The organism is Rheinheimera sp. (assembly GCF_037442525.1).
Classification (GTDB): Bacteria; Pseudomonadota; Gammaproteobacteria; order Enterobacterales; family Alteromonadaceae; genus Pararheinheimera.
Genome location: NZ_JBBIQD010000005.1, coordinates 26,298 through 52,696, shown reverse-complemented (window position 1 = coordinate 52,696; position 26,399 = coordinate 26,298). Strand labels below are relative to the sequence as shown.

Sequence of the window (26,399 nt, the reverse complement as noted above, 5' to 3'; positions counted from 1 at the left end):
ATTTCTTAAGTCTGGCTGATTAGTGTGAAGCAAATGATCTGGTGTCCGGAGTAATGCTTTGTCTTTGGTGAACCGCCCCCGGCTGTTTGGTCAGCTGATAGCACTGCCAACCTTGCTGTTTATGCTGGCATTCAGCCTGTTTTACGTTGCGGGCTATGACTTTGCCTTGGCCGGTTTTTATTACCGGCTGGAAGGCCAGCACTGGGCGCTGCAACAGCATTGGGTGCTGCAGGACCTGTTGCATTCCGGTGCGCGCCAGCTTAATAGCCTGATGGTGCTGGCGGTGCTGGTGACTTGCATCTGGCGGGTCTGGCAGCGGGTGTCCTTTGTTAAACGCAAAGCGGGCTTTCGTCTGTTGCTGTCGTTGCTCTGTTGCTTTGGTCTGGTCGCGCTGGTGAAGAAACTGCTGCCTGCCGCTTGCCCATGGGATTTACAGCAATTTGGTGGTACTCAGGTTTTTACCCGGCTCTGGGATAGCCCGGCGGGTGCCGTACCTGGTCAATGTTTTCCTGCAGGCCATGCCAGTGTGGGATTTGGCTGGATGGCGCTGTATTTCTACTGGCGTGACAGTTCACCTGCACTGGCCCGAACCGCGCTTATTGGGGCCCTGATGGTGGGCACAGGTCTGGGGTTGGTGCAACAACTGCGAGGGGCTCATTTTATCTCCCACGACATCACAACAGCCTGGCTGTGTTGGTGCTGTTGTTCCTTAATCTACGCATTGACGCCGGATCTGACAGAGCAGCATGCGGCGCAAACTGTTTTGAAGAAAAGTTATGTCTGATTCACTGATGCGTTGGCCTGCACTACTATGGCTTAAAAAAGAAACCACACCTTGTCAGAGCTGGCATCCACTGTTGTTTGCGGTGGTCGCCACCAGTGCCATGACGCTGATGTTTAATGAAGCGTTTTTCCGGGCATTGCAACAGCATATTCCCGGTCAGTTTGCGTTGCAGCTGAGTTTGCTGGCCCTGGTGTTTTTACTGAATTTGTTGTTGGTTCTGATCCTGGGTCAGGGACGGGCACTAAAACCTGTGGTGCTATTGCTGTTTTTGACTGGTGCTGTCGCAGCATATTTTCAGCACAGTTTTGGGGTGGTGCTCGATAAAGGCATGCTGCAAAACGCACTGGAAACCGACAGTGCGGAAGCCAGTGGTTTGTTGAGTCTGGATTTAATCTGGCATCTGGCCCAGTGGATGGCTTTTCCCGTATTGCTTTCTGTGGTCGCCCGCATTCAGGTACAGACCTGGCGGCAGCAGATGCTGCATTCAGTCGCCGCGACAGCCGTGGTGTTGCTCAGTATCGTGGCGTTGGGCGCAACCCAGTTCAGCGAGCTGGCACCATTTTTCCGCAATTACCGCGACGTCAAACATCTGGCATTGCCGGTTAGTCCGATAGTAGCGGCAAGTTCTCTGATGGCTAAGCAGCTAAAGGCCGCGGTGCCGGCCTCTTTTACCGTGCTGGGGCAGGATGCAGTCCGCACGCCGCTGGCTGCCGGTCAGAAACCGCGTTTGTTGGTGCTGGTGCTGGGGGAGACGGCGCGAGCCGATCACTTTGCGCTCAATGGCTATCCGCGTAACACCACGCCATTGCTGAACCAGTTGCCGGTCTACAGCTTTGCGACCGTGTCGTCCTGTGGTACCGCGACGGCGCATTCAGTGCCTTGTATGTTTTCAGTGCAAAACCGTGACAACTACGACGAAGCGGTGGCGAAAAACAGCAGTAATGTGCTGGATATTCTGGCGGCGACCGGCGTGGATGCCAGCTGGCTGGACAACAACTCTGGCTGTAAGGGCGTGTGCGACCGGCTGCCTTCGGAGCTTCTTTTCGAACGGCCAGACCCACGCTGTACAGACGGCCAATGCTTGGACTCGGTGTTGCTGGATGCGCTAAAGCGGCAACTATCTGACGCGCGGGCCAATACAAAGGGCGACCGCATTATTGTGCTGCATCAGCTGGGCAGCCATGGCCCGGAATATTTCCGCCGCAGCGCAGACGCCGACAAACATTTTTTACCCGAGTGCACTGACAAACAAATTCAGCTCTGTGCACCTGAGCAGATCATTAATGCCTATGACAACAGCATTGTCGCGACAGATCACTTGCTGGCGTCGGTGATTGCCGAGCTGGGTCAGCAGACAGACTACGACAGCGCCATGTTGTATCTGTCGGATCACGGCGAATCACTGGGTGAAAACGGCGTTTATCTGCATGGCTTGCCGTATTGGATGGCGCCAGAGGCACAAACCCATATTCCAATGATCTGGTGGATGTCTGCCGACGAAGCGGATGCGGCTCGGTTAGACAAAGGATGCCTGAAGCAGCAACAGCAGCAACCACTCAGCCAGGACTACTTATTTCACACCTTGTTAGGCTTTTTTAACGTCAGTACTTCGTTGTATCAACAAAAGCTCGATTTTCTGGCACCGTGCCGCAGAGGTGATCTATGAAAATAGGGGTAGTTAGTTGTCTGTGTTTACCCTGGGCGGCGATGGCAGCTCAACAGGAAGTTGACCTGCTTGAGGTCTGCCGATTGGTTCGGCAAAAGCCAGAGCAGCTGATGCAAGAGCAGAAGGCGGCAGTGGCAGATGCACAGCCGCCAGTGCGAATTAAAAAGCTGACAGTTCAAAGCCACCCGATTTTTGCCGGATCTGCAAAGGACCCATTCTGGCTGCACGAGTTTGCCAACTGGTTGCATATAGAAACCAAAGTCTCAGCGATTCGCCGTGAGTTGCCCTTTAAAGAAGGGGATGAGATTCAAGCCAGCGATTTAGCCGAAGCCGAGCGCCTGCTGCGGGACAAGTCTTATATCAATGATGCCAGAGTGCAGCGGGTCGGCGACTGTGATCATGGCGTCGAAGTGCAGGTGGATACCTGGGATAACTGGAGCCTGTTACCCACAGTTGGCTTTGGCCGCAGCAGTGGACACAATAAATATTCCTTTGGTTTTAAAGAAGATAACCTGCTTGGTTATGGTGTCCGGACTTCATTAAAGTACCAATCCGATTACCTGCGTTCCGGCTATGAATTAAAAGTTGAAGCGCCGCTGCAACTGTTGTCGGACGCCAGCCCGGATCACAGTTATTTGTTATTGGAGCTGACCGACAATGATGACGGCAACACCTACCATATTGCGCTCGATAAACCTTTTTATCTGGATGACAGCCTGTGGATGGCCCACACCGAGTGGCTGGACGACAGCAAGCTGGAGCAGGTGTATCACAATGGTGAGCTGGAACGTAGCTTCTTTAGTCAGCATCAGCTGGCCGAAGTGTCGGGCGGTTACTTATGGCGTTTTGTCGACACCACCAGCTGGCGTTTATTGGCGGGTGTGACGCAGGAAGACTGGCAATTTGAGATGCCAGAGGGGCTGGACCCGATGGCCGCACCTGCCGACAGAAGTCGCAATTTCATCTGGACAGGCGTGGAATACAAAGAGTTCGCCTATCAGGTGCTGCAGGATTTGTATTTTATCGGCCGGCCGGAAGACATTAACCTGGGCTGGCGCGCCCAGGTAAAACTGGGGGTGCTGACCGGTGACAGTGGCAGCCGGCTGCTGGCTGAAGTGTCCAAAGGCTGGGCCTGGAAGGAGCATGTCACTCTGGCACAAAGCAAACTAGATTGGGTTGCTGGGGTCAGCGATGGTGACTTTCATCAATGGTCATTTCAACTGGAAGACTATTGGCGTCTTGGCCAAAACTGGACCTGGATGAACAAAACCGACCTGATTTCCCGTAACCGCAATTACCCGGAACAGCCGTTGGAGCTGGGTGGGGAAACCGGTTTACGCGGCTACCCTGTGCAGTTTCAGCATGGCCTGAACAGCGCAGTAGCCAGCTCTGAGCTACGCTGGTACCCGCGCTGGAGCTGGCGTCAGATGCTGGATTTTGGTTTTGTTGGTTTTGTCGATTATGGCCGGGCCTGGGGTGGCCGGGTGGCGTCGGACCCGCTTGACGGCAACGCCGACTTGCAGTCCGCCAATATCAGCGACAAGTGGCTTGGCAGCATAGGGGCAGGGCTGCGGATTTTCTCCAGCAAGTCGAGTAACCACCATGTGGTGCACCTGGATTTATCCACCCCAATCAGTTCAGTGCCTGGCGTGGATTCCTGGGAAGTGCAGCTGATGGTGTCCGACCGATTCTAATCTGAACGACGCCAGCGGACTGGGCCGCTGCTTTTTGGGGTTCAGCCGCTTCAGCCCTAGCGCCGCGCATTTTCGCTGTTATAATGCGGCCCATCTGTCGCTTGGTTATTACCGCATTCACAAGGATTTTTTCTATGGCGGACGTTGAACATCGCCCCACTAATTTTATTCGTCAAATTATTGATGCCGATTTAGCTTCAGGCAAACACAGTGCCGTACAAACCCGTTTTCCGCCTGAGCCCAACGGCTACCTGCATATTGGCCATGCCAAATCTATTTGCCTGAACTTCGGTATTGCGGTGGATTACCAGGGCAAGTGCAACCTGCGTTTTGATGACACCAACCCGGAAAAAGAAGACATCGATTACGTCAATTCCATTCAGCAGGACGTGCAGTGGCTCGGCTTCAACTGGGATGGCGCTGTGCGTTATTCCTCCGACTACTTTGATACGCTGTACAGCTATGCGGTCGAGCTGATCAACAAAGGTCTGGCTTATGTCTGCTTCTTAAACGCGGAAGAAATGCGCGAGTATCGCGGCAGCCTGACTCAGCCCGGTCGTCATAGTCCGTACCGTGACACCAGCCCGGCAGAAAACCTGGCGCTGTTTGAAAAAATGCGCGCTGGTGGTTTTGCCGAAGGCGTCTGTTCACTGCGTGCCAAAATTGATATGGCTTCGCCTTTTATGTGCATGCGCGATCCGGTGATTTACCGGGTGAAATTTGCCCACCACCACCAGACTGGGGATAAATGGTGCATTTACCCCATGTACGACTTTACCCACTGTATTTCCGACGCGCTGGAAGGCATTACGCACTCTTTATGCACACTGGAGTTCCAGGACAACCGCCGTTTATATGACTGGATCCTGGACAACATTACGATTGACTGCCACCCACAGCAAATTGAGTTTTCGCGTCTGAACCTGGAGTACCAGGTGATGAGTAAGCGTAAGCTGTTGTTTTTGGTGGAAGGCGGCCATGTATCTGGCTGGGACGACCCACGCATGCCCACCATTGCCGGTTTACGCCGCCGTGGTTACACGCCGGCCTCGCTGCGTGAGTTTGCCAAACGCATTGGGGTAACCAAACAAGACAACACCATTGAAATCAGTGCGCTGGAATCCTGTATCCGTGAAGACTTAGACGCCAATGCGCCACGGGCTATGGCGGTGATCAATCCGCTGAAAGTGACGATCAGCAACTACCAGGCCGACCAGTTGGAGTGGTTAGAGGTGCACAATCACCCGAAAGAAGAAAGCATGGGTAGCCGTAAAGTACCCTTCGGCAAAACCCTGTTTATTGACCGGGCAGATTTCCGTGAAGAAGCCAACAAGAAATACAAACGTCTGGTCAGTGGCGGCGAAGTGCGTTTACGTGGCGCTTATGTGATGCGTGCTGACGAAGTGATCAAAGACGCTGACGGCAACATTGTTGAGCTGATTTGTTCCTACGACCCTGAGACTTTAGGCGTAAACCCGGCCGACGGCCGCAAAGTGCGTGGCGTGATCCACTGGGTCGAAGCCACTCAGGCATTGCCAGCCGAGTTCCGTGTGTACGACCGGCTGTTCAGTGTGGCCAACCCGGCTGCTGAAGACGACTTCCTGAGCGTGATTAACCCGAACTCTCTGGTGGTGAAGCAGGGTCTGGTGGAGCCGTCCTTAAAAGACGCCAAACCTGAGCTGGCCTATCAGTTTGAGCGCGAAGGTTATTACTGTGCTGATAACAAAGACCACAGTGCCGACAAACTGGTGTTTAACCGCACTGTAGCGCTGCGTGATGGTTTTATCGAAGACTAAGGCCTGTACGCTGTGGATAAAAAAAACCGGAGCAGGGCACTGACTCCGGTTTTTTTATTTCCAAGCCCTGAATTCTGCGGATAGACTGAACAGACAAGTTTTGTTCTGCGACGGTCATTATGTTCAGAATTGCTGTTTTATTGGTGCTCTGTGCTTTGCCTTTGTTTGCCGCAGAGCCTTTGATCTTGCGTTATCCGCAATTGGCGGAGGTGTCGGATCAACGTTCTGAGTACCCGCTGGCTTTGCTCACATTAGCGTTGAAAAAAATGGATCTAAAGGCCGTATTGGCGCCAACAGAACAGCCGTTGTCCAAAAGCCGGGCTATTGCTTTATTGCAGCAGGAGCGTGAGCTGGACGTGATCTGGACCATGACCTCCAAAGAAAAAGAAGCCAGTTTGTTGCCGGTTCGGATCCCGCTGATGAAAGGCCTGGGTGCCTACAGAGCCTTGTTGATCCGCCAGGGAACACAGCATCTGTTTGAAGCAGACTTATCACTTAAAGGCTTTAAACAACGCATTCTGGCGCAAGGCCACGACTGGGTGGATACCCAAATTCTGCGTGCTCACCGATTCACAGTGCAAGGCGCGTCCGATTACCCGACTTTGTTTCAGATGCTGGACAAAGGCCGGGTAGATGCAGTGCCCAGGGCTGTGACTGAGATCATGCCTGAGCTGAAGCGTTACCAGCAGCAAGGGGCCGCCATAGCGGTAGAGCCGAACTGGCTGCTGCATTACCCTGGTGCTGTGTATTTTTTTGTCGCGCCCTCACAAACGGCACTGGCCGCACTGATTGAGCAGGGACTGGAAAAAGCCATTGCCGACGGCAGTTTTGATCAGTTATTTGAGCAGCACTTTGCTGCGGATATTCAGCAACTGCAGTTAGCGCAGCGGCATGTAATAGAGCTGGAAAACCCGTTCTTGCCACAAGCCACACCGCTTGAACGCAAAGAGCTCTGGTACAAGCCAAAGTCAAAGCGTTACACTGAGCTTACCTTGGATAAACCACAGAATTAACCCCTATGGATGTATTTCAGGCTGTGCTGTTTTTCGCGTTTTCCGCCACCATCACCCCAGGCCCCAACAATATTATGATTTTATCGTCCGGCTTAAATTACGGCGTAAGAGCCAGCCTGCCGCATCTGTTTGGTATTTGTTTAGGTTTTCCGCTGATGGTGTTGCTGGTCGGGCTGGGCTTTGGTCTGGTGTTTGAACGCTGGCCTGCGTTGCATTATTGGATCAAACTGGCCGGGGTGTTGTACCTGCTGTATCTGGCCTGGAAAATTGGCAGTGCCAGCCCAACCCGCATTGAAAGTGGTCATGCCAGACCCTTTGGCTTTTGGCAGGCCGCTGCCTTTCAATGGGTGAATGGCAAGGCCTGGATTATGGCATCAGGCGCCGTAGCGGCCTTTATTTCGTTACAGACCCAGCAGCCGCTGGGCGATTTATTGCAAATTTGTGCGGCTTTTTTACTGGTTGCCTTTCCATGTGTCGGGTTGTGGCTGGGCTTTGGTGCCTGGCTTAAACAGTATTTAAATCAGCCGCTGTACCGTCGTCTATTTAATATCCTGATGGCGCTGTTACTGGTTGGGTCTGTACTGCCAGTGATCCAGGAACTGGTGCAGGAGCTTCTGTCATGAAAATGTTGATCGCAGCTTTCTTCGTGTTGTTTGCAGGTACAGCAGCAGCGGCAGATGCTGTCTGGCTGGATGTGCGCACAGTGGAAGAGTTTAACGCCGGCCATTTGGACGGGGCGCTGCATTTGCCCCATGACCAGATTGAGCAGGTCACCCGGCTGATTCCGGATAAAAACACCAGGGTGAAACTCTATTGCCGTAGTGGCCGTCGTTCTGGTTTAGCCTTGCAAGCCATGAAGCAGCTGGGCTACACCCAGCTGGAAAACGCCGGTGCTTACCAGCAACTGAAAGCGCAACAGAAGGTGCAGCAGGAAAAGCCGGATGGAATTTGATTCGACCAAACCGGTACGCAACGGGAATGATGAAAAACTGGTGCTGGAGCATCAGGCAGCCCGGTATTTTATGAGGGCTTACCAACGCCGTTTTGCGGTAAAAATGCAGCATATCTGGCATAACGAACCGTCCAAACCTGATGTGTCCTGTTATCTGGCAGGGCAAAAACTGGATCTGGAAATTGCCCATCTGTATGGCAGTGAAGCTGAAGCGATGCAGTTTCTTGGCCGGGCTCTATCGCCAGCCACCTTGCATGAACTGGCGCTACTGCAACAGACCGAAGTGGCCGACCGTCTGCTGACCGCACTGCGCCGTTTGATCCGAAGCAAGGCCAATAAAAGCTACGACAGTGCGCGGGTCTGGCTGGTGATCCGCAATACCCATCCGGACTGGCAGGCCGATGAACTGACGTTTTGCCCGGCCAAAGTGACTGTTCCGGCCGGTCACCCCTTTGAGCAGATCTGGTTATTGCCGGATTTGACTGCAGAATCAGGCTTAGTGCGTTTATGGCCTCAATAACTCAGCTGCACCGTATTCACCGCCTGGCGCTCTGGTTGCAGCCCTGGCGGCATCTGTTGATTGGGCTGGCATTCCTTGTGCCTGTGGCTCTGGTGGTGCTGTTAGTGCAGCCGTACAGTCCGGAGCAGGAGTTGGGCTTGCAGGTGGTTGTGACGCTGGAAGTTGGCCTGTTGTTTTTGTTGTTTACTCATTTTTTAATGTCGCAGTTGCCGGTCTGGGCACCAGTCAATGGCTTCTGGCCGCGTCTGAAGCAATGGTGCCAGCAAAGCTGGTACCGCGCTCTGGTGCTGCTCTGGTGGCTGGTGTTACTGATCTGTCTGTATTTGTGCGCCAAAACGGCGAAAAGTGTACTGGCGTTTTATTTAACCTGAACAGAATAGGCTGGGTGGTTTTTGCGTTGTGATTTGTTTTGTGCCGTGGTGGATAACTTCGGTGACATTGGTATTTGCTGGCGTTTGTCGCGCCAGTTGGTGGCAGAGCATCAGTGGCAGCTGTGTCTGTGGGTGGACGACTTGGTCAGCTTTCAGAAAATTTGCCCGGATGTGGACAGCAGATTGACGGATCAGCAGGTGGCGGGGGTGCGTATCCGGCTGTGGAGCAGCCCCTTGCCGCCCCTGTCAGAGCAAGACAGACCGGATTTGTTATTGGATGCGCTGGCCTGTGTTGCGCCAGAGAGTTATCTGCACTGGTTGGCTGCAGGCGAAAAGAAACCCTTATGGCTGAATCTGGAGTATTTGTCGGCAGAAGACTGGGTGGCGGGCTGCCATGGCTTGCCCTCCTTGCATCCGACGCTGGCGCTGAAAAAGTATTTCTTTTTCCCTGGTTTTTCCGGCAACACAGGTGGGCTTATTCGTGAACAACACAAAGTCCCGCAACTGAGTGTGCTGGCTTCAGATCCGCAGCAACAGGGGGAGTTCTGGCACCGCATAGGCCTGACGGATGCGATGCAGTATCAGCGCAAAATTTCGGTTTTTGCGTATTCTCAGCCCGAAATTCACCACTGGCTGGAGCAACTTGCCACCTCTGAACAGTCGCATCTGGTGCTGGTGCCTGAAGGGGTACTGGCACGTGAGCTGCAGCAGCACTACCCAAAGCTTGCCACAGGCCGGCTGGACAGCGGCGCGCTGTCGTTGCGGATTTTGCCTTTTGTGCCCCAGCCGGATTACGACTTATTATTGGCCTGTTGCGATATCAATTTTGTCCGCGGTGAGGATTCCATTATCCGGGCGCATTGGGCCGGTAAACCTTTTATCTGGCAAATTTATCGCCAGCAGGACAATGCCCACCAGGAAAAATTACAGGCCTTTTTGCAGAAGTTTCTTGAAGGTGCCGCACCTGCCACAGCACAGGCGATACAGGCACTGTACCAGGCCTGGGAGCTGGAACAGGATATCAGTGCTGCCTGGCAGGTTTACATGCAACAACTTGAACAGATTCAGCTGCATAGCCTTAAATGGCAGCAATTTTTAACAGGCCAGCAAGATCTTGCCAGCAACCTCGTGCGTTTTGTGGAAAATCAACTTATAATACCGCGCAATTTTTCCTAACAAGAAGATATTTCAATTATGATGAAGACTGCTCAAGAAGTACGTGCTGGCAACGTGATCATGGTCGACAACGAGCCAATGGTGGTTCAGAAGGCTGAATTCAACAAATCTGGCCGTAACGCTGCTGTTGTGAAAATGAAAATGAAAGGCCTGTTGTCTGGTCAGGGCGCAGAAACTGTGTACCGTGCTGACGACAAGTTTGAACAAGTGATGCTGGACACTAAAGAAGTGACTTACTCTTACTTCGCTGATCCGATGTACGTGTTCATGGACGCTGAATACAACCAGTACGAAATCGAAGCGGACAACATGACCGACGCACTGAAATATCTGGTGCCGGAAATGCCATGTTCAGTCGTATTCTATGGCGAACGCGCTATCTCTGTTGACCTGCCAACTATCGTTGTGCGTGAAGTGACTTACACTGAACCAGCCGCCCGTGGCGACACCTCAGGTAAAGTAACCAAGCTGGCTAAAATTGAAACTGGTTTCGAACTGCAGGTTCCTGCTTTCGTTGAAATCGGCGACAAAATTGAAATCGATACCCGTACTGACGAGTACCGTAGCCGCGCCAAGTAATTGGGCAGCGTTACTCTGCAAAAGGGCCAGTTGTTTAAACTGGCCCTTTTGTTTTGCAGCAGCTTTTTACAAAGGAAGAACACAGCGATGAACCTGATCCCAACCTCCTTACCTGATGTGCAATTACGTCTGGCCGAAGTGGCGGATGTGCCGGTGATTTTAAGTTTTATCCGCCAGCTGGCTGACTATGAACAGTTATCCCATCAGGTGATCGCGACCGAACAGAGCCTGACCGACACCTTGTTTGGTGCCAAAGCCTTTGCCGAGGTGGTGATTGCTGAACATCAGGGCGAGCCGGCCGGTTTTGCCTTGTTTTTTCATAACTATTCCACCTTTCTGGCCAAACCTGGGCTTTATCTGGAAGACTTGTTTGTGTCACCGGATAAACGCGGTCTTGGCCTGGGCAAAGCGCTGATCACTTATCTGGCGGGCCTGGCGGTTGAGCGTGGTTGTGGCCGGATGGAATGGTCTGTGCTGGACTGGAACCAGCCTGCCATCGACTTTTACCAGTCACTGGGCGCCAGCATGTTAGAGGACTGGCGGATTAACAGAGTGACGGGCGACAGCCTGTTGCAGATGGCGGCGCTGTTTCCTGAAGGCTAAGGGGTCACAGGCGGATAGTCCGGATACAACAGGTAAGGGCGGCGACGCAGGCGGAACTGGTCCAGCTCAGCCTGCCAGCTTTGGCGGATTTGCTGTTCGCTCAGTCCCTGTACTAGCTGTTTTCTGAACTGATCCGTGCCTGCGAGGCGGTCAAAAAACTGAGGGCTGGTGATCAGTGGCTGATCAGCACCGGCGAAGGCCTGAAGGGCCAACAGCAGATACTGCAGGCTAAAGCCATTCACCTTAGCCTGTTGCAGGTTCAGACCGTCATGGGGTTGATCCTGCCCCAAAGGTTTGCTGGCTGCGCCTGGGGTTGCCACAGGGGTAAAGCGGAAGTCGCCTAACTTCACCGATGGATGGCCTATCAGTTGAAAAGGTGTTGCGGTACCCCGGCCCACGCTAATTTGCGTTGCTTCAAAAAAACCTAAAGACGGATATAAAGCCACAGCCTGCGCATTGGGCAGATTCGGGCTGGGTTTGACCGGTAACAGATAGCTGTGTTCACGGCGGTAGTTTTTCACCGGAATTACCTTGAGTTGCAGCTGCGACGCCTGTTCCAGCCAGCCTTCACCTTTGGCCATCAGGGCCAGCTCGCCCAATGTCATGCCATGCAGCAAAGGCACAGGGTAAATACCAACAAATGAACTGAACTGTGGCTTTAATACGGGGCCGTCCAGATAAGCGCCATTGGGGTTGGGTCTGTCTAATACCCAAAGCGGAATACCAGCCTGGGCCGCTGCTTGCATCACATAGTGCAGGCTGCTCAGGTAGGTGTAGTAGCGTACGCCAACGTCCTGTAAATCAAACAGCAGCAGATCAACACCCGCCAGTTGTTCTGAGCTGGGCATTTTGTGTTGGCCGTATAAAGACCAGACAGGAATACCCAGTCGTGCATCCTGGCTGTGGTTGATAAAAGCTCCGGCGTCTTCATTACCGCGCACGCCATGCTCGGGCGCAAAAATGGCGCTGATGCGAAGTCCTGCGGTGCTCAGCAAATCGAGCAGGTGGCAGCCGCCCCACTGTGAACTGGGATTGACCACCACTCCAAGCTTTTTGCCTTTCAGTTCAGTGGCCCAATGCTGGTATTGGCCCAAACCAGTCACCACAGTTTCAGCCGTCGGCTGACAAGCGAATACTGGCAATGAAACGCTAAAAAAACAAATAAAAACAATGGTTTTTAAAGATTTTAGGCAGGTTACGCGTAATGATTTTGCGTTAATTTGGTTATGTGTAACCCTGTCAATCCTGCTGCCAGTCATCGGATTTCTGCTCCATCAGTACTTCGACCAGCGCATCCAGTATGGGCCGGCCTTTATAGGAAGCATAAGGATGATTCAGCATTGCCACCAGCACCCAGTCGCCTTGACCCGGTACTTTCAGGTAACCAGCGAGCGCCACCACATTGCGTAAAGTGCCGGTTTTCAGTCGGGCCTGTTGTTTCAGCCCCGGCGTTTTAAAGCGGTTTTTCAGGGTGCCATCCACACCAGCCAGTGGCAGGCTGCTGATGAATTCCGGCGCATAAGGTGCCTGCCAGGCATGCTGCAGCACACTGGCTAACAAGCGTGGGCTGATACGCTCAGTGCGGGACAAACCGGAGCCATTGTCCAGCACCAGGCTGTCCGTATTCAGTTGCAGTGAGTGCAGCCAGTGGCGAACCTGCTGTTCAGCCTGAGCCTGGTGATTGCCATTGGCTTGTTGCGCCAGCGCCAGAAATAACAAGCGGGTCAGCGCATTGTCGGAGTTTTTATTGATGCTGCGCAGCCGTTCGGCCAAAGGCGGGTCTTGCTGGCTGGCCAGCAGCACCGGCGTATCCGGCATTGCAGTGCCTTCTGGTGGGCTTGAGGCTTCCAGTACGGCAAGGTTGGCCTGGCCACTGATCTGTTGCCAGAGTTGCTGCAGCATCAGACGGCTTTGGTCGGCTCTGTTAAACAACTGCCGGTACCACTGGCGCTGACAATGCTGTGGGAATTCGCCGCTGAGCTTGAGCACAAAACCTTCTGGCTGGCGTTGAAGCTGCAGTTTCAGATGTGACGGGTGCCATAAGCTGCAGGCCTGTGGAGTGAGCCTGACATCGCTGATAATAGTGACACCAGTCATCGCCGGTTGCAGACTGGCCAGAAACTGGTCGGCATTGCTGCTCAATTCCAGCAGCGACATGGCCCGTTCTAAAAACAGCGCATCCGGGATCAGGTTGTAATAGGCCTCCGGGCTTTCATCAAAATAAGGGGCGGCTAAATCCAGCCGGGCGGGCGCTGCCCAGCTGCGGTCCAGCCAGAGTGCTGGCATTTGACGCAGGCCAGCCTGATAGGCCTGCTGTAACAGCCACCAGGCTTCGGCATAAGAGAGTTCGGTCGCACCATAACCTTTGAGCACCAGCGGCTGATTTGGCGTGGTAGCAGGAGGGCTGGCCGCACGCAGTTCGGTTTTTGCACGATAATCGGTGCCCAGCAGTTCCAGTGCCGCCACACTGGTCAGCAGCTTTAGGGTGGACGCCGGTTGCATGGCGCGGTCTGGCTGAAAACTGATGGCGGCGGACGGGTTGTCCACTGGGTAGGCAATAAAGGCCAGGGCATCGGGGGGAAATCCCTGTTGTTGCAGAAGCTCACTGACCTTAAGCGGAAGCTGAGCCGTGGCTGACGGCGTAGGTTCAGCCGCGTACAGCGGGGCAACCACCAATAGGGCCGACAGCCACTTCAACTGCATCAGAAACTCCTGTTAACCAATCATCCACCAACCACAAAGGATAAAAGCCAACCAGGCCAAAACGCCGCAAAACAGCGCGTAAGGCAACTGGGTTCGCACGTGTTCCAGCAAATCGCACCCCGAGGCAACGGCACTGACGGCCGTGGTGTCGGAAATAGGTGAGCAGTGATCGCCCCAAATTCCACCGCTTAAAATAGCAGCCAGCAGCAGGGATGGCGGCAGACCCAACATTTCCACCAATGGCATGCCAATAGGGATCAGAATGGCAAAAGTTCCCCAGGACGTGCCAGTGGTAAAGGAGATAATGGCGCCTGCGACAAAGAGCATGGCCGGGATCCACATCAGAGGCAGGCTGTCCTGCACAAAAGAGGCGACATAAACCCCTGTGCCCAGCTGTTTCATGGCCTGGCCCAAGGCCATTGACAACAGCACTATAGTGACCAGTGGCAGCAGCTCGCTCATGCCTTTAAAGCCCTGGCTGACTAATTCGGTATGACCGGCTTTTTTGTCCCACAGCAGCAGGGCGTAAGCGACCAGACAGGCCAGGGTGGTGGCATACAGCGCGGCTTTGGCGCCAGAACCATCCGTCAGGCTGCCATTGCCTGTCCACAGCATAAAACCAACCATGCCGCCCACTAAGGTCAGCAGCGGCAGCAACATATAACGTTTTTTCCCGGCCGGCTCTTCGATTTCGCTGTGATCATTCTGCTGCTGTTGCAGCGCCAGTTCGCTCTGACGCATAGGGCCATGGGTGGTGTCCGTCCAAATGGTGTACAGCACCATCAGCAGGGTGAAAATGGCGTAAAAGTTCAACGGGATACTGCCAATCAGCACAGAAACAGCAGGTTCCGGCAACTGATAAGTCCCCAGCAGGCCCAGAATATAGGCCCCCCAGCCGTTGAGCAGAATAAGAATACAAACCGGAGCACTGGTGCTGTCAATCACATAGGCCAGCCGGGCCCGGCTCATTTTAAATTTGTCGTACAAACCACGCGACACAATACCGGCGGTCAGCACCGACAGGTTAGATTCAATAAAGACTGCGATACCAATCAGATAGCTGATCAGACCCGCCTGACGTTTACTGCGGGCCACGCCTTTTTGCACCAGATACTGCACCAGCGCCGACACGCCACCATAAGCACGCATATACAGCATCAGCGCGCCAATCAGCAGGGAAAACAGCAGTATCCGGCTGTTGTCTGCCGAACTGGTTACCGCAATCAGTCGCTCCAGCGTATTGACTGGTGTATGCAGCAGCAAACCCAGCAGGCTGTGCTCTGGCTGATGAATAAATAACAGGCTCTCCGCGCAGGCGATAGCCAATAACAGGGCCAGAATCACTTCTTTGCGCCACAACACCACGGCAATAGCCAGAATGGCAGGTAACAGGCTGGTCCAGTCGGCCATCTGTTGCTCCTTGATTTTTTGTTTTGCCAGCAGTTTGCCTGAAGCCGCCGGAGGTTGCCAGCCATAATCAGTCTATCTGACTGATCTGTTGAGTATTTATTCAGCAATCACAGCGGTTCTCCCGGTTACAACTTGTAACTTATTTCCGAGGTTTGTAATGGGCCACTGATTTATAGTGCAGGCAATAAAAAAGGTTTTAAATTCGGGTTGGGTACTGATAATGAAAAAATTAACACTCTCTGCGCTGACACTGGCGTTAACCTGCACCCTGGCGGCGTGCTCCAAGCCCACAGCGTCACCGGTGGCGACCGAAGCAGAACTGCCACTGCAGCTGGTCAGTCAGGACTTATTGCAACTGACACAGGCACAGCTGGCCTTAGGCCCGGTCATTTCCGGCTCGTTGCAGCCGGTGACCAAAGCGGCGTTAAACGCCGAAGTGTCAGGCATCGTCATGCAAGTGCTGAAAGACAATGGCGATGCAGTGCAGGCCGGCGATGTGCTGGTGAAATTGGACCCCACCATTTATCGCGACAAATTGCTGTCTGCCCAGGAAGCGGTACGCTCCGCTGAAGTCAGCCTGGCGCAGGCCAATCGTCAGCTCAAACGTATGCAGTCCCTGTCCAAACAGAATCTGGTGACTCAGGAAGGGCTGGAATCGGCTGAAAACAAAGCCAATCAGTCGCAGTCAGACCTGGCGTCCGCCAAAGCGCGGCTGGTCGAAGCCCGTCAGCAGCTGGAAAAAACAGAGGTGCGTGCACCATTTTCTGGAGTGGTGGCGCAGCGTTATGCCTCAGCCGGTGATACAGCGCAGGTGGGGAAAAGCCTGATGCTGTTGATTGACCCGGCCAGTATCCGTTTTGAGGGCTTTATTGCTGCCGACCGGGTAGGCCAGGTGAAGATGGGTCAGCAGGTCCGCTTTAAAGTGAATGGCTATCAGGGCAAATTTTTCAGCGGCACAGTCGAACGTATTAATCCGCTGGCCAATGAAAACACCCGGCAGGTGCAAATTCTGGTGCAGATGGAAAAAACCGCCGAACCTCTGGTGGCTGGTCTGTATGCCGAAGGCCATATCGAGTCGGATAATCGCCAGGCACTGATGGTGCCGCAGTCGGCTTTGGTGAAAGAAGGTGACCATGCCTATCTGTGGCAACTGAAAGACAACCTGCTGAATAAAGTGCCGGTAGAGCTTGGGGAACAGGACATGCGTCTGGGCACTCAACAAATTCTGTCCGGTATCAGCGCTGGTGCCACTGTGCTGCGTCATCCTCAGGGGGCGTTAAAAGAAGGGGCTAAAGCTGAACTGGTGCCAGCGTCCGGTGCCGCCAGCCAAACTGCGGCTCAATCTGGTTCAGGGGTATAAGCCATGTTTTTATCCGATTTCAGTATAAAACGCCCTATGGTGGTGGTGGCGGTGACGCTGGCCATGATGCTGTTTGGTTACTTTGCAATGACCAACTTAAAAACCAACCAGTTTCCGGATGTGCAGCCACCTGTGCTGGTGATGACCATTCCATACCCTGGCGCGTCGCCTGAAACAGTGGAACGGGAAATTCTCAACCGGGTCGAAGACTCGATGGCGACTATTACCGGCATGCGGGAGCTGCGCTCCTATGCACGCGATTCCAACGCGGTGATTGTCGCCATTTTTGAGTTTGATAAAGATCTGATTGAAGCGTCGCAGGAACTGCGCGACGCCGTGGCGGTGGTGCGGGATAAATTGCCAACCGAAATGAAAGAGCCGTTTTTGCGGCGTGAAGACCCGAATGCGATGCCCATTTTATCCCTGGCACTGTCGGCGACTTCCATTGATGCCATTGAACTGTCGCAAATTGCTGAACATCAGATAGCCCGGGAAATCCGGGCTGTACCAGGGGTGGCGCTGGTCAACCTGGAAGGTGAAAAAGAGCGGGAAATGACCATTTTCCTCAACTCCAACGCCATGCGCGAAGCGAACGTCTCGGCGATGGAAGTGGTGAATGCATTAAGGGCACAGAATATTGCAGCGCCCGTGGGCCGGGTGGTCAATGGCATGCAGGAGCAGGGCATTCGTATTCAGGGCCGGCTGCGTGACGTGCGTGAATTTGAACAGATGGTGGTCAAACGCAATGGCGATCAGGCCATTCGTTTAGCCCAGGTCGCCGATGTAGTGGATGGGGCCGCTGAACAGCGCCGCATCTCTATTTTTAATGGGGTGGCTTCGCTTGGCATTAATGTGGTGAAAGCCCGGGATGCCTCGACCATTGCCGTGACCAACGAAATTAAAGCCAAACTGGAAGAGCTGAAAAAAACCTTACCGGCCGACTTTGAGCTGGTGGTGGTGCGTGACTCAGGCGAAGATGTGTCTGCCAGTATGCGTAATGTTACCGAAGCTTTGTCGGTTGGGGCCTTGCTGACCATAGTGACGGTGTTTGTGTTTTTAAACAGCTGGCGTTCCACCCTGATCACTTCACTGGCGCTGCCCACCTCGGTACTGGCGTCTTTTATTGCGGTCTGGGCTTGCGGTTTTACGCTGAATTTTATGACCTTGCTGGGGTTGTCTCTGGCTATAGGTATTCTGATTGACGATGCCATCGTCGTGCGGGAAAACATTGTGCGCCATATGGAAATGGGCAAAGACAATATGACCGCAGCGCGTGACGGCACCAAAGAAATTGGCATGGCGGTCATCGCCACAACCATGTCCATTATTGCGGTGTTTATTCCTATTGCTTTTATCGACGGCATTACCGGCCAGTGGTTTAAACCTTTTGCGCTGACTGTCGCCTGCTCGGTGCTGGTTTCGTTGTTTATCTCTTTTACACTGGACCCGATGATGTCGGCTTACTGGCATGACCCGGATCACGATAAACACGCCAGACGCCGCGGTATGGGCGCTGTGCTGCAAAAGTTTAATCTTTGGTTTGACCGCCAGGCCGAAGGCTATTCCCGGGTGATCCGCTGGGCCCTGGGGCATCGCAAATCCATGTGGCTGCTGGCGTTTGTTGCCTTCTTTGGAGCCTTAGTGGTGCAGGGCAAATTTGGTGGTTTTGGTTTTATGCCGGAAACCGATGATGGCGGCGTGATGATTTCGGTGCGGGCACCGTCTGAAGCCAGCCTGGATTACACCAGCATTAAGGCCGAACAAGCAGCGGCTATGGCCAGAGCCTTGCCGGAAACTCAGTACACTCAGACCACAGTGGGCACTTCTGGCAATATCACCAGAGCGCAGATTTTTGTCCGGCTGAAAAAAGAATACCAGCGAGACCGTTCGTCGCGTGAAATTGCGGCTGAACTGCGCAGCAAAATAAAAACCCTGGTGGGTGCTGAATATTCAGTGTCGGCTGATCTGAACGGGGGGGGCGGGGATGGCAAGCCATTGCAAATCCAGTTCCGTGGCCCGGACAGCAAAGTGCTGGAAGCGCTGGTGATGGATTTTGTCGGCAAATTAAAAACTGTGCCCGGTGCAGTGGACGTCGGTTTGTCTGCCCAGGATCCAAAGCCTGAACTGCAAATTGAATTTAACCGTGGCCTGGCATCCAGTTTGGGCCTGTCGATGGGGGACGCCACCAATGCATTACGTCTGGCCTTTGCCGGTGCTGAAATTGGCGATTGGATAGATCCAACCGGTGAAACCCGTAATGTGTATGTGCGCATCCGGCCGGAAGAGCGTATGACAGTGCAGGATCTGGAACGGTTGCCGCTGCTGTCCAGCCGAACAGGGGCCATGATCCCACTGGAGCAGGTGGCCACAGTGACTGTGGGCAAAGGTCCGGCCGTGATTGAACACTTAGACCGCGAAAGTATGATGGCGGTCAGTGCAAACGTGCAGGGCCGCAGTTTTGGTGAAGTGGACGCCGATGCACGTAAACTGCTGAAACAAATTCCGTTTCCACCGGGTTATGACGTCATTCGTGGCGGTCAGAGCCGGGATCAGGAAGAAGTCTTTGGCGGTATTCTGTCGGCTCTGGGTTTGGCGGTGTTGCTGATGTACCTGATTTTAGTAGTGCAGTTCCACAGCTTCCTGGCACCTGTCTCTATTATGATGTCGTTGCCATTGTCCTTGATCGGCGTGGTGCTGGCGCTGTTGATTGCCGGTTCCACCCTGAACCTGATGAGCTTAATTGGTGTGGTGATGCTGATGGGCATAGTGGTGAAAAACGCCATTCTGCTGATTGACTGCGCCCGTAAAAAGGAAGCCGAAGGCTACAGTCTGGACGAGTCCCTGGTGATGGCGGGCCGCGAGCGCCTGCGCCCCATACTGATGACCACCTTTGCACTGGTGGCAGGTATGCTGCCGGTTGCTATCGGCTTTGGTGAAGGTTCCGCCTTTTACAAACCTTTGGGGATCGCCGTTATTGGGGGTGTTATTACATCCACCATACTGACCTTGCTGGTGGTGCCAACTTTCTACGACAGCCTGGAAACGGCCAAGCGTAAGTTGACAGCCCGTTTCAGCAGGAAGCCGGCCACACCACAAGCCAGTCACAGTAGCGCGCTGGGGTATTAACCAGCGCCATCTGGCCAGATGCCAGTCAGTGAAGCTGACTGGCATTACAGCTAGTGGCTAAACTGCAAAGCGGCCAAACGGGCATACAACTCACTGCTTTGCAAAAGTTCTGTGTGAGTTCCCTGCGCCACTATACGACCGGCGTCCAGCACCACTATGCGGTCGGCTGCGAGTACTGTCGCCAGCCGGTGCGCGATCACCAAAGTCGTGCGGTTTTGCGCCGCGTTATCCAGCGCCAGCTGCACCTGGCGTTCACTTTCAGCGTCCAAAGCACTGGTGGCTTCATCCAGCAATAACACCGACGGGTTACTTAAGATGGCGCGTGCTATGGAAATACGCTGGCGCTGACCGCCGGATAAACGCACACCCCGTTCACCCAAATAGGTGTTATAGCCTTCAGGCAAAGCCAGAATAAAGTCATGGGCTGCCGCCATTTTGGCGGCTTGCTGCACTTCGTGCTCAGAGGCTTCGGGGCGGGCGTAGCGGATATTCTCCAGCACAGAGCCTGCAAAAATCACAGTATCCTGCAGTACGATGCCAAAAGGCTGACGGGCATCCGTTAAACGCACGTCTTTTAAGTCGGTGCCGTTAAATTTCACCTGGCCACTTTGTGGGTCGTAAAAACGCAGCAGTAACTGGAACAAGGTGGTTTTGCCAGCGCCCGAAGGCCCGACCAAAGCGATATGTTCACCGGGTCTGATTTGCAGCGAAAAGTCCTTTAAGGCCAAGGTATCAGGCCTTGATGGATAGCTGAAATTCACCGCGTTAAACTCAATGCCGCTGCCGGCCAGATTATGTTCAGGCACAATCAACGGCAGAGGGGCGGCTCTTTCCACCACAGGGGACTGTACATTCAGCAGTTGCATTAAGCGCTCGGCCGCACCGGCGGCCCGTTGTAAATCGCCCCAAACCTCGGCAATAGCGCCAATAGCTCCTGCTGTTAATACCGCATACAGAATAAACTGCGATAACTCGCCGCCTGTCATCTCATTGGCCAGCACCGCCTGGGCCCCTAACCACAGCACAAAAGAGATGGCACCAAATACCAGTATGATAGCGACCAGCGTCAGCACGGAGCGGGCGCGAATACGGGATAAAGCGGTGCTAAAAGCCGTTTCGACCGCAGCGGTAAAACGCTCCGTTTCACGCTGTTCCTGCCGGTACGACTGCACTGTGGGAATAGCGTTTAACACTTCACCGGCCACTGCACTGGCATCGGCAATACGGTCCTGACTGTCGCGCGATAACTTACGTACTTTGCGGCCCACTAAGAAAATCGGCAAAATCACCAGCACTAAGGTCAGCAGAATATAAGCAGCTAATTTGGCACTGGTGACAAAAAGCATCACCAAGCCGCCGAGTAACAAAAAGCTATTGCGCAAACCCATCGACAGACTGGTGCCGACCACAGCCTGAATTAAGGTAGTGTCTGTGGTCAGGCGTGACAAGACTTCGCCGGTTTTGGTCAGTTCAAAAAACTGCGGGCTCATTTTCACCACATGGGCATACACAGCGCTGCGCACATCCGCCGTGACCCGTTCACCCAGCCAGGACACATAATAAAACCGCAGCGCCGTCGCGACAGCCAGCACCACAGAAAGGCCAAACAAGGCCAGAAAGTACTGGTCGATATGGCCTGCCTGATCACTGGAAAACCCGGCATCAATCAGATAACGAAACGCCACAGGCAAGGTCAGAGTGGCGATGGCGGCGACAGTTAAAGCAATAAAAGTCAGGGCCCAGCGGCCGGCGTAAGGCGTTAAAAAAGGCAGCAAGCTTAACAGTGGGCCCATTTTTCTGGCAGGAACCTGAACTGCAGGCTGCGCTTCAGTCGCGAGGGATGTGCTGCTCATGATTTATAAACCCGCCATCATAGGCAGCACTGCAGCTGCGCCATACTTCTTGCGCGCCGCACCAAAGGCCAGAGCGCTGTAAACAAAGAATAAAAGTGCCAGCACAGTCACCAGTGCAGGAAGATGTAAAGCCATGATAAACCTTCAGTCGGGGATGGCGGATTGCCTTTGATGGTTATGGGGCTGCGGCCGGATGAATTCAACAGCCCCGGAGCCCGGCGCCAAACACAGCTGGTGTCCACAAGCACTGCGAAAAGGTGCGGGTTTTATGGTTCCGCCCGCCGTCTCATGGCCATGTGGCGGGGAAGGAGTATAGTCAGACAATGTTCATTCCCCGTTGATTATTGCTTTTAGCGAAGTGCTTGATTAAGGTGTAAAAAAATAAGGAGATTAGGATGAAAACGAAACATTTAAAGCCGGGCAGAGCACTGGATAAAATTCAATGGAACCGTGAGATGACGACGCTGAAGATCCTGCTGGTGTTGATCCCCTTATTGGTGGTGCTGGTCGGTATAGCCGTTGGTGCCATTGTGGCGTATACCCCGGTGAATGAGATGCCTTTGACCTTGCCTTTGCTCTATGTGGCGGCATTGCTGATTGCCGGGCTGGCACTGGCCTGTGGTTACCCGGTCGTGAAGTTAAATCAGCTGCTGCGTCAGCAGCCTGTCTAAGCCGAAACCAATACAGCATGCTGAAACTGAACTGCGACCTGGGCGAAAGTTTTTCCCTGTACCGGCTTGGTCAGGATGAGGCCGTCATGCCGTTGATTGATCAGGCCAATATCGCCTGCGGCTTTCATGCCGGAGACCCGTCCGTGCTGCGAAAAACGCTGGAGCTGGCGGTCGTGCATCAGGTGGACATTGGTGCGCACCCCAGTTATGACGATAAAGCAGGTTTTGGTCGCCGTTCCGTGGTGATGGCTGCGGATGAACTCAGAGATTTGCTCTGGTACCAGATCGCGGCTGTCGACGGGGTTGCCCGTAGCCTCGGTAGCAGAGTCAGTTATGTCAAACCCCATGGCGCTTTATACAACGATATGATGCGCTCGCCGCAGCTGCTGCAGACTGTGATGCAAGCGGTCGCAGCTTACCATAGCCAACCGGCCCTGATGCTGCTCTGCGACGCCAACAGAGTGCTGCATCAGCAGAGTGCTGACCAGCTGGGGTTAAAGTTGTATTTTGAAGCCTTTGCCGACCGTCGTTATCAGGCCGATGGCAGCCTGACACCACGCAGTCAGCCTGGCGCTGTACTGACCGAAGCGCAGGCGTTGGCGCAAGTGCGGTTATTGCTGACTCAAGGCCAGGTCGAAGCGGCCGATGGCAGTAAAATTGCTTTGCAGGCCGATAGCCTCTGCGTGCATGGCGACACCCCCTCTGCTTTAGCTATGTTGCAGCAGATCCGGCAGAGCCTTGGCAGTGATTGAACTCAAAGCCTGTCTGGCGGGTGAGGCGGCCCTAATGCTTTACCTGCAGCAAGCGCCGGGGCCTGAGTGCCTGAGCACCTTGCATGCCTTAAGTCAGCAACTGCAGCAGCGCTACGCTGACGCCATTATCGAACTGCTACCCAGTTACCATTCTTTACTTATTCAGCTGGATCCGCAGCGGCTAGACCCTTTGCAGTTGATGGCCGAACTGCCCAAAGCGATCCCTGAATACAGCGCTGAGGCAACAGGCCGGTTAATTGAATTGCCGGTCTGTTATGGCGACGAGCTGGATGGCGGGCCGCTCGATTTAATCGAGGTGAGCCGCTTTACCGGCCTGACTGTGCCGCAGGTGAAGGCGCTGCACCAGAGCCAGACCTATCTGGTGTACGCCATTGGTTTTGCGCCGGGTTTTGCTTACCTGGGCCAATTGCCACAACCACTGCGAATGCCAAGACGGGCTACCCCCAGAGCCCAGGTTCCGAAAGGCGCTGTAGCCATTGCCGAGCAGCAGACCGCTGTGTATCCGGCGGTATCACCAGGAGGCTGGAATTTGCTCGGGCTTTGTCCAGTGCCGCTATTTCAGCCACAGCGGGCAGGTCAGGATGGAGCCATGCCTTTTAGCCATGGCGATGAAGTCAGGTTTTATGCCATCAGCCAGCAGGAATTTCTTGCCTTGGGTGGAACCACTGACTGGGTGCTGAAATGAGCGGCTTTGTGGTAGAGCACGCAGGCATTCTGACCACCTTGCAGGATACTGGCCGTGTCGGCGGTGCCCGTTACGGCCTGACCCAGGGTGGCGCTGCGGACAGCTTTGCGTATCAGGTTGCAGATGTGCTGCTGGAGCAGCAATCCAGCTGCCAGCTGGAAATCACCTTGGGTGGCTTGCAGCTTCAGGCATTGCAAAACATGGTGATCGCAGTGACAGGTGCAGAATTACCGCTTTGGTGTGACGATGAGCCTTTAGGCTGGTGGCGTAGCCATCGTATTCAAGCCGGACAGCGGCTGCATTTTGGCATGGCACGAACCGGTGTCCGAAGTTATCTGGCGGTGGCAGGGGGGATCCGGCTGCCCAAGGTGCTTGGCAGCAACAGCACGGTGCTGCGCGAAAGCGTGGGTGGCATTGCTGGCAAGCCGCTGCAGGCCGGGCAGTTTTTGCCGGTCAAAGCCCGGCTTCTGCCAGGCTGCTATGGGTTACCCCGTTCGCTGTGGCCTGATTACACTGCGCCTTTAACCCTGAGGCTGATCCCCGGTTTTCAGGCCGAGCTGTTCAGCCAGAGCCAATGGCAGCAACTGATGGAACAACCTTATACCATCAGTGCAGCCGCTGACCGGATGGGGTACCGGCTGACAGCGCAGCACCCCTTGCTGTTGCCGGCCATGCCACTCTGGTCTGAAGGGACTGTCTATGGTGCGGTGCAGTGTCCGCCGGATGGCCACCCTATTGTACTGCTGAATGACCGCCAGACCCTGGGGGGCTATCCCAAAGCGGGCACCCTGGCCGCGGTCGATGCTGCCCATTTGTCACAAAGACGTAGCGGACAATCCCTCAGGTTTACCCAGCTTGTACCCACGGAACTGCCAGCGCTGCGCGCCTCACAGCATCAGTTATGGCAGGAATTGCGCCTGCAGCTGTTCTGCTGCTAAGCCATTCAGGGTTGCACTTGCCTGAAGTTGCATTAGTGTTATAGCCATCTAAAAGTTTTGAAGGAGAAGGACTTATGTGGTTAAGGCAATTCAGCATCAGGGCCCGTTTGATCGGGGGTTTTACCATTCTGAGCTTACTGGTGCTGTTACAGGGTAGCCTGGCACTGGTGAATATGAACCAGATGCGTCATACAGCGGAAGAAATTGAAAGCAATGTGATCCCCACACTGAATGCGCTGTCCGGACTGAATACCCATATGATGCGGGTGCGGATCTTTACCTTCCGATTGATGCTCTCGGAAACGCCTGAACAGCAGCAACAGAATCTGGCCATGCTGGAGTCTGTCAAAGCTGAAGTGGCCGACGAAGAAAAACGTTATATGCAATTGATTTCGCTGGACGGAGAGCAAGCTCTGTACGATGAATTTCACGAGGCCCGGCTGGCCTATATGAACGGCCAGCAGCGGCTGATTGAACAGGTGCTGTCAGGAAACCGAACTGAGGCGGTCAGGATCAGCAATGAGGAACTGTCAGGTCACTCGGACCGGATGACCAAAGCACTGCTTGCCCTGAGCACTCTGAACAGCACCCATGCCACTGAGCAAACCCACATCTCGGCGGCAAATTTCAGCAATGCGCGCCTGCTGATCATCGTGGCGATCGTTCTGGCACTGCTGTTGGCAACAGTGATTGCCACGGCTCTGACTGGCAGCATTAACAAACCCATGCTGCAGGCTGTTGAGGCGGCGGCAGTGGTCGCTGGAGGTGATTTAACCCAAACGATCAGGGCGGAAGGGAAAGATGAAGCCACGCAGCTGATGGCGGCATTACACAAGATGCAGCAGAACCTGCGGGATGCGTTGTCGCATATCAGTTCATCGTCGGCTCAGCTGGCCTCAGCGTCGGAAGAGCTGAACTCGGTGACTGAAGATTCGAGCCGTGGGCTGCAACAACAAAATGATGAAATTCAGCAGGCGGCTACCGCCATTACTGAAATGAGTTCAGCGGTGGATGAAGTGGCAGCGACGGCCACTCAGACCGCCGAAGACTCCAGTGAGTCGGCCCGGTTGGCGCAGCAGGGACAGCGTCAGGTCAATGAAACAGCCAGTGCCATCGGCCTGATGAATGAAGACGTTGCACAGACGTCCGCCCTGGTGAAGGAGCTTGCTGTGCAGGCGCAGGATATAGGCAAGGTGCTGGATGTTATCCGCGCCATTGCTGAACAAACCAACCTGCTGGCGCTGAATGCCGCCATTGAAGCGGCCAGGGCCGGTGAAGCGGGCCGCGGTTTTGCGGTGGTAGCCGATGAAGTGCGGGCTTTGGCGCATCGTACCCAGGTGTCGACCAAAGAAATTGAAGCCATGATTGCCAGGATCCGCGGAGGGACCAATGATGCGGTCAGTTCCATGCAGCACAGTGCGGAAAAAGCAGCACAGGCGTTGCAGGTTGCCCGGGCCGCCGGTGATGCGTTGTCGGTGATCACCGAACGTATCAATAAAATCAGTGACAGCAATCTGGTGATTGCATCGGCTGCTGAAGAACAGGCCAAAGTAGCGCGGGAGATTGACCGCAATATAGTGAACATCAGCGATTTGGCGACGCAGACTGCTGCGGGTGCCAATCAGACCAGCGCCTCAGCCCATGAGTTGTCACGGCTGGCGGTGGACCTCAATGCTCTGGTGACCAGGTTTAAAGTGTGACAGCAGGGCCTCGCTTAGGCCCAGCC

24 protein-coding genes are annotated in these 26,399 nt (G+C 54.2%); 19 read left to right on the top strand and 5 right to left on the bottom strand.

The window, feature by feature from the left end:
- Positions 1-67: 67 nt before the first annotated feature.
- The 12 genes from WKJ03_RS09675 to WKJ03_RS09620 all read left to right on the top strand — a co-directional run bounded on the left by WKJ03_RS09675 (position 68) and on the right by WKJ03_RS09620 (position 11,154).
- The gene (locus tag WKJ03_RS09675) at positions 68-784 is read left to right on the top strand and encodes a phosphatase PAP2 family protein (RefSeq protein WP_337842141.1); all 717 of its coding nucleotides are present in this window, start codon (positions 68-70) and stop codon (positions 782-784) included.
- Complete coding sequence (locus WKJ03_RS09670; protein WP_337841989.1) at positions 777-2,450, top strand: phosphoethanolamine--lipid A transferase; 1,674 nt, start codon at positions 777-779, stop codon at positions 2,448-2,450. Before WKJ03_RS09675 ends, WKJ03_RS09670 begins: the two co-directional genes overlap by 8 nt.
- Before the next feature lie 110 nt (positions 2,451-2,560).
- Positions 2,561-4,144: a hypothetical protein gene (locus WKJ03_RS09665; RefSeq protein ID WP_337841988.1), complete on the top strand. Its 1,584-nt coding sequence runs from the start codon at positions 2,561-2,563 to the stop codon at positions 4,142-4,144.
- Positions 4,145-4,278: 134 nt separating this feature from the next.
- Positions 4,279-5,940 carry a glutamine--tRNA ligase gene (gene glnS / locus WKJ03_RS09660; RefSeq protein WP_337841987.1) on the top strand — a complete coding sequence of 554 codons (1,662 nt, stop codon included), beginning with the start codon at positions 4,279-4,281 and terminating at the stop codon, positions 5,938-5,940.
- A gap of 119 nt (positions 5,941-6,059) precedes the next feature.
- On the top strand, positions 6,060-6,953 hold the full coding sequence (locus WKJ03_RS09655) for a transporter substrate-binding domain-containing protein (protein WP_337841986.1): 894 nt from the start codon (positions 6,060-6,062) through the stop codon (positions 6,951-6,953).
- A gap of 5 nt (positions 6,954-6,958) precedes the next feature.
- Positions 6,959-7,576, top strand: coding sequence for a LysE family translocator (locus WKJ03_RS09650; RefSeq protein ID WP_337841985.1), 618 nt, complete (start codon positions 6,959-6,961; stop codon positions 7,574-7,576).
- A complete protein-coding gene (locus tag WKJ03_RS09645; RefSeq protein ID WP_337841984.1) occupies positions 7,573-7,905 on the top strand; it encodes a rhodanese-like domain-containing protein in 333 nt (110 codons plus the stop codon). The genes WKJ03_RS09650 and WKJ03_RS09645 overlap by 4 nt, the downstream gene beginning before the upstream one ends.
- Entirely contained in the window at positions 7,895-8,425 is a 531-nt protein-coding gene (locus tag WKJ03_RS09640) for a hypothetical protein (protein WP_337841983.1), read from the top strand. Before WKJ03_RS09645 ends, WKJ03_RS09640 begins: the two co-directional genes overlap by 11 nt.
- A complete protein-coding gene (locus tag WKJ03_RS09635; protein ID WP_337841982.1) occupies positions 8,413-8,796 on the top strand; it encodes a hypothetical protein in 384 nt (127 codons plus the stop codon). The genes WKJ03_RS09640 and WKJ03_RS09635 overlap by 13 nt, the downstream gene beginning before the upstream one ends.
- Positions 8,797-8,817: 21 nt before the next feature.
- Complete coding sequence (gene earP / locus WKJ03_RS09630; RefSeq protein WP_337841981.1) at positions 8,818-9,972, top strand: elongation factor P maturation arginine rhamnosyltransferase EarP; 1,155 nt, start codon at positions 8,818-8,820, stop codon at positions 9,970-9,972.
- A 21-nt stretch (positions 9,973-9,993) separates the two neighbouring features.
- On the top strand, positions 9,994-10,551 hold the full coding sequence (gene efp / locus WKJ03_RS09625) for an elongation factor P (RefSeq protein ID WP_337842140.1): 558 nt from the start codon (positions 9,994-9,996) through the stop codon (positions 10,549-10,551).
- A gap of 87 nt (positions 10,552-10,638) precedes the next feature.
- Positions 10,639-11,154 (top strand): GNAT family N-acetyltransferase, encoded by a 516-nt coding sequence (locus tag WKJ03_RS09620; protein WP_337841980.1) that lies wholly within the window; start codon positions 10,639-10,641, stop codon positions 11,152-11,154.
- Here WKJ03_RS09620 and WKJ03_RS09615 read toward each other — a convergent pair.
- The 3 genes from WKJ03_RS09615 to WKJ03_RS09605 all read right to left on the bottom strand — a co-directional run bounded on the left by WKJ03_RS09615 (position 11,151) and on the right by WKJ03_RS09605 (position 15,267).
- Positions 11,151-12,257: a DUF1343 domain-containing protein gene (locus WKJ03_RS09615; protein ID WP_337841979.1), complete on the bottom strand. Its 1,107-nt coding sequence runs from the start codon at positions 12,255-12,257 to the stop codon at positions 11,151-11,153. The genes WKJ03_RS09620 and WKJ03_RS09615 overlap by 4 nt on opposite strands.
- Positions 12,258-12,393: 136 nt before the next feature.
- On the bottom strand, positions 12,394-13,857 hold the full coding sequence (gene dacB, locus WKJ03_RS09610) for a D-alanyl-D-alanine carboxypeptidase/D-alanyl-D-alanine-endopeptidase (protein WP_337841978.1): 1,464 nt from the start codon (positions 13,855-13,857) through the stop codon (positions 12,394-12,396).
- A 12-nt stretch (positions 13,858-13,869) separates the two neighbouring features.
- Positions 13,870-15,267, bottom strand: a complete 1,398-nt coding sequence (locus WKJ03_RS09605; protein WP_337841977.1) for a Na+/H+ antiporter NhaC family protein — start codon at positions 15,265-15,267, stop codon at positions 13,870-13,872.
- 220 nt (positions 15,268-15,487) lie between these two features.
- Between WKJ03_RS09605 and WKJ03_RS09600 the strand changes: the two genes are divergently transcribed.
- Positions 15,488-16,627, top strand: a complete 1,140-nt coding sequence (locus WKJ03_RS09600; protein WP_337841976.1) for an efflux RND transporter periplasmic adaptor subunit — start codon at positions 15,488-15,490, stop codon at positions 16,625-16,627.
- A gap of 3 nt (positions 16,628-16,630) precedes the next feature.
- On the top strand, positions 16,631-19,753 hold the full coding sequence (locus tag WKJ03_RS09595) for an efflux RND transporter permease subunit (RefSeq protein WP_337841975.1): 3,123 nt from the start codon (positions 16,631-16,633) through the stop codon (positions 19,751-19,753).
- A gap of 50 nt (positions 19,754-19,803) precedes the next feature.
- Here WKJ03_RS09595 and WKJ03_RS09590 read toward each other — a convergent pair whose 3' ends face one another.
- Together WKJ03_RS09590 and WKJ03_RS09585 are read right to left on the bottom strand one after the other, a co-directional pair.
- Complete coding sequence (locus WKJ03_RS09590; RefSeq protein ID WP_337841974.1) at positions 19,804-21,606, bottom strand: ABC transporter transmembrane domain-containing protein; 1,803 nt, start codon at positions 21,604-21,606, stop codon at positions 19,804-19,806.
- A 3-nt stretch (positions 21,607-21,609) separates the two neighbouring features.
- Positions 21,610-21,741 (bottom strand): hypothetical protein, encoded by a 132-nt coding sequence (locus WKJ03_RS09585; RefSeq protein WP_337841973.1) that lies wholly within the window; start codon positions 21,739-21,741, stop codon positions 21,610-21,612.
- A 260-nt stretch (positions 21,742-22,001) separates the two neighbouring features.
- Here WKJ03_RS09585 and WKJ03_RS09580 point away from each other — a divergent pair, with 260 nt between their 5' ends.
- The 5 genes from WKJ03_RS09580 to WKJ03_RS09560 all read left to right on the top strand — a co-directional run bounded on the left by WKJ03_RS09580 (position 22,002) and on the right by WKJ03_RS09560 (position 26,373).
- A complete protein-coding gene (locus WKJ03_RS09580; protein WP_337841972.1) occupies positions 22,002-22,277 on the top strand; it encodes a hypothetical protein in 276 nt (91 codons plus the stop codon).
- Positions 22,278-22,294: 17 nt separating this feature from the next.
- Positions 22,295-23,029 (top strand): 5-oxoprolinase subunit PxpA, encoded by a 735-nt coding sequence (locus WKJ03_RS09575; RefSeq protein ID WP_337841971.1) that lies wholly within the window; start codon positions 22,295-22,297, stop codon positions 23,027-23,029.
- On the top strand, positions 23,022-23,735 hold the full coding sequence (gene pxpB / locus WKJ03_RS09570) for a 5-oxoprolinase subunit PxpB (protein WP_337841970.1): 714 nt from the start codon (positions 23,022-23,024) through the stop codon (positions 23,733-23,735). Before WKJ03_RS09575 ends, pxpB begins: the two co-directional genes overlap by 8 nt.
- Positions 23,736-23,743: 8 nt before the next feature.
- Positions 23,744-24,673: a biotin-dependent carboxyltransferase family protein gene (locus WKJ03_RS09565; protein WP_337841969.1), complete on the top strand. Its 930-nt coding sequence runs from the start codon at positions 23,744-23,746 to the stop codon at positions 24,671-24,673.
- A 74-nt stretch (positions 24,674-24,747) separates the two neighbouring features.
- Entirely contained in the window at positions 24,748-26,373 is a 1,626-nt protein-coding gene (locus tag WKJ03_RS09560) for a methyl-accepting chemotaxis protein (protein WP_337841968.1), read from the top strand.
- Positions 26,374-26,399 lie beyond the last annotated feature (26 nt).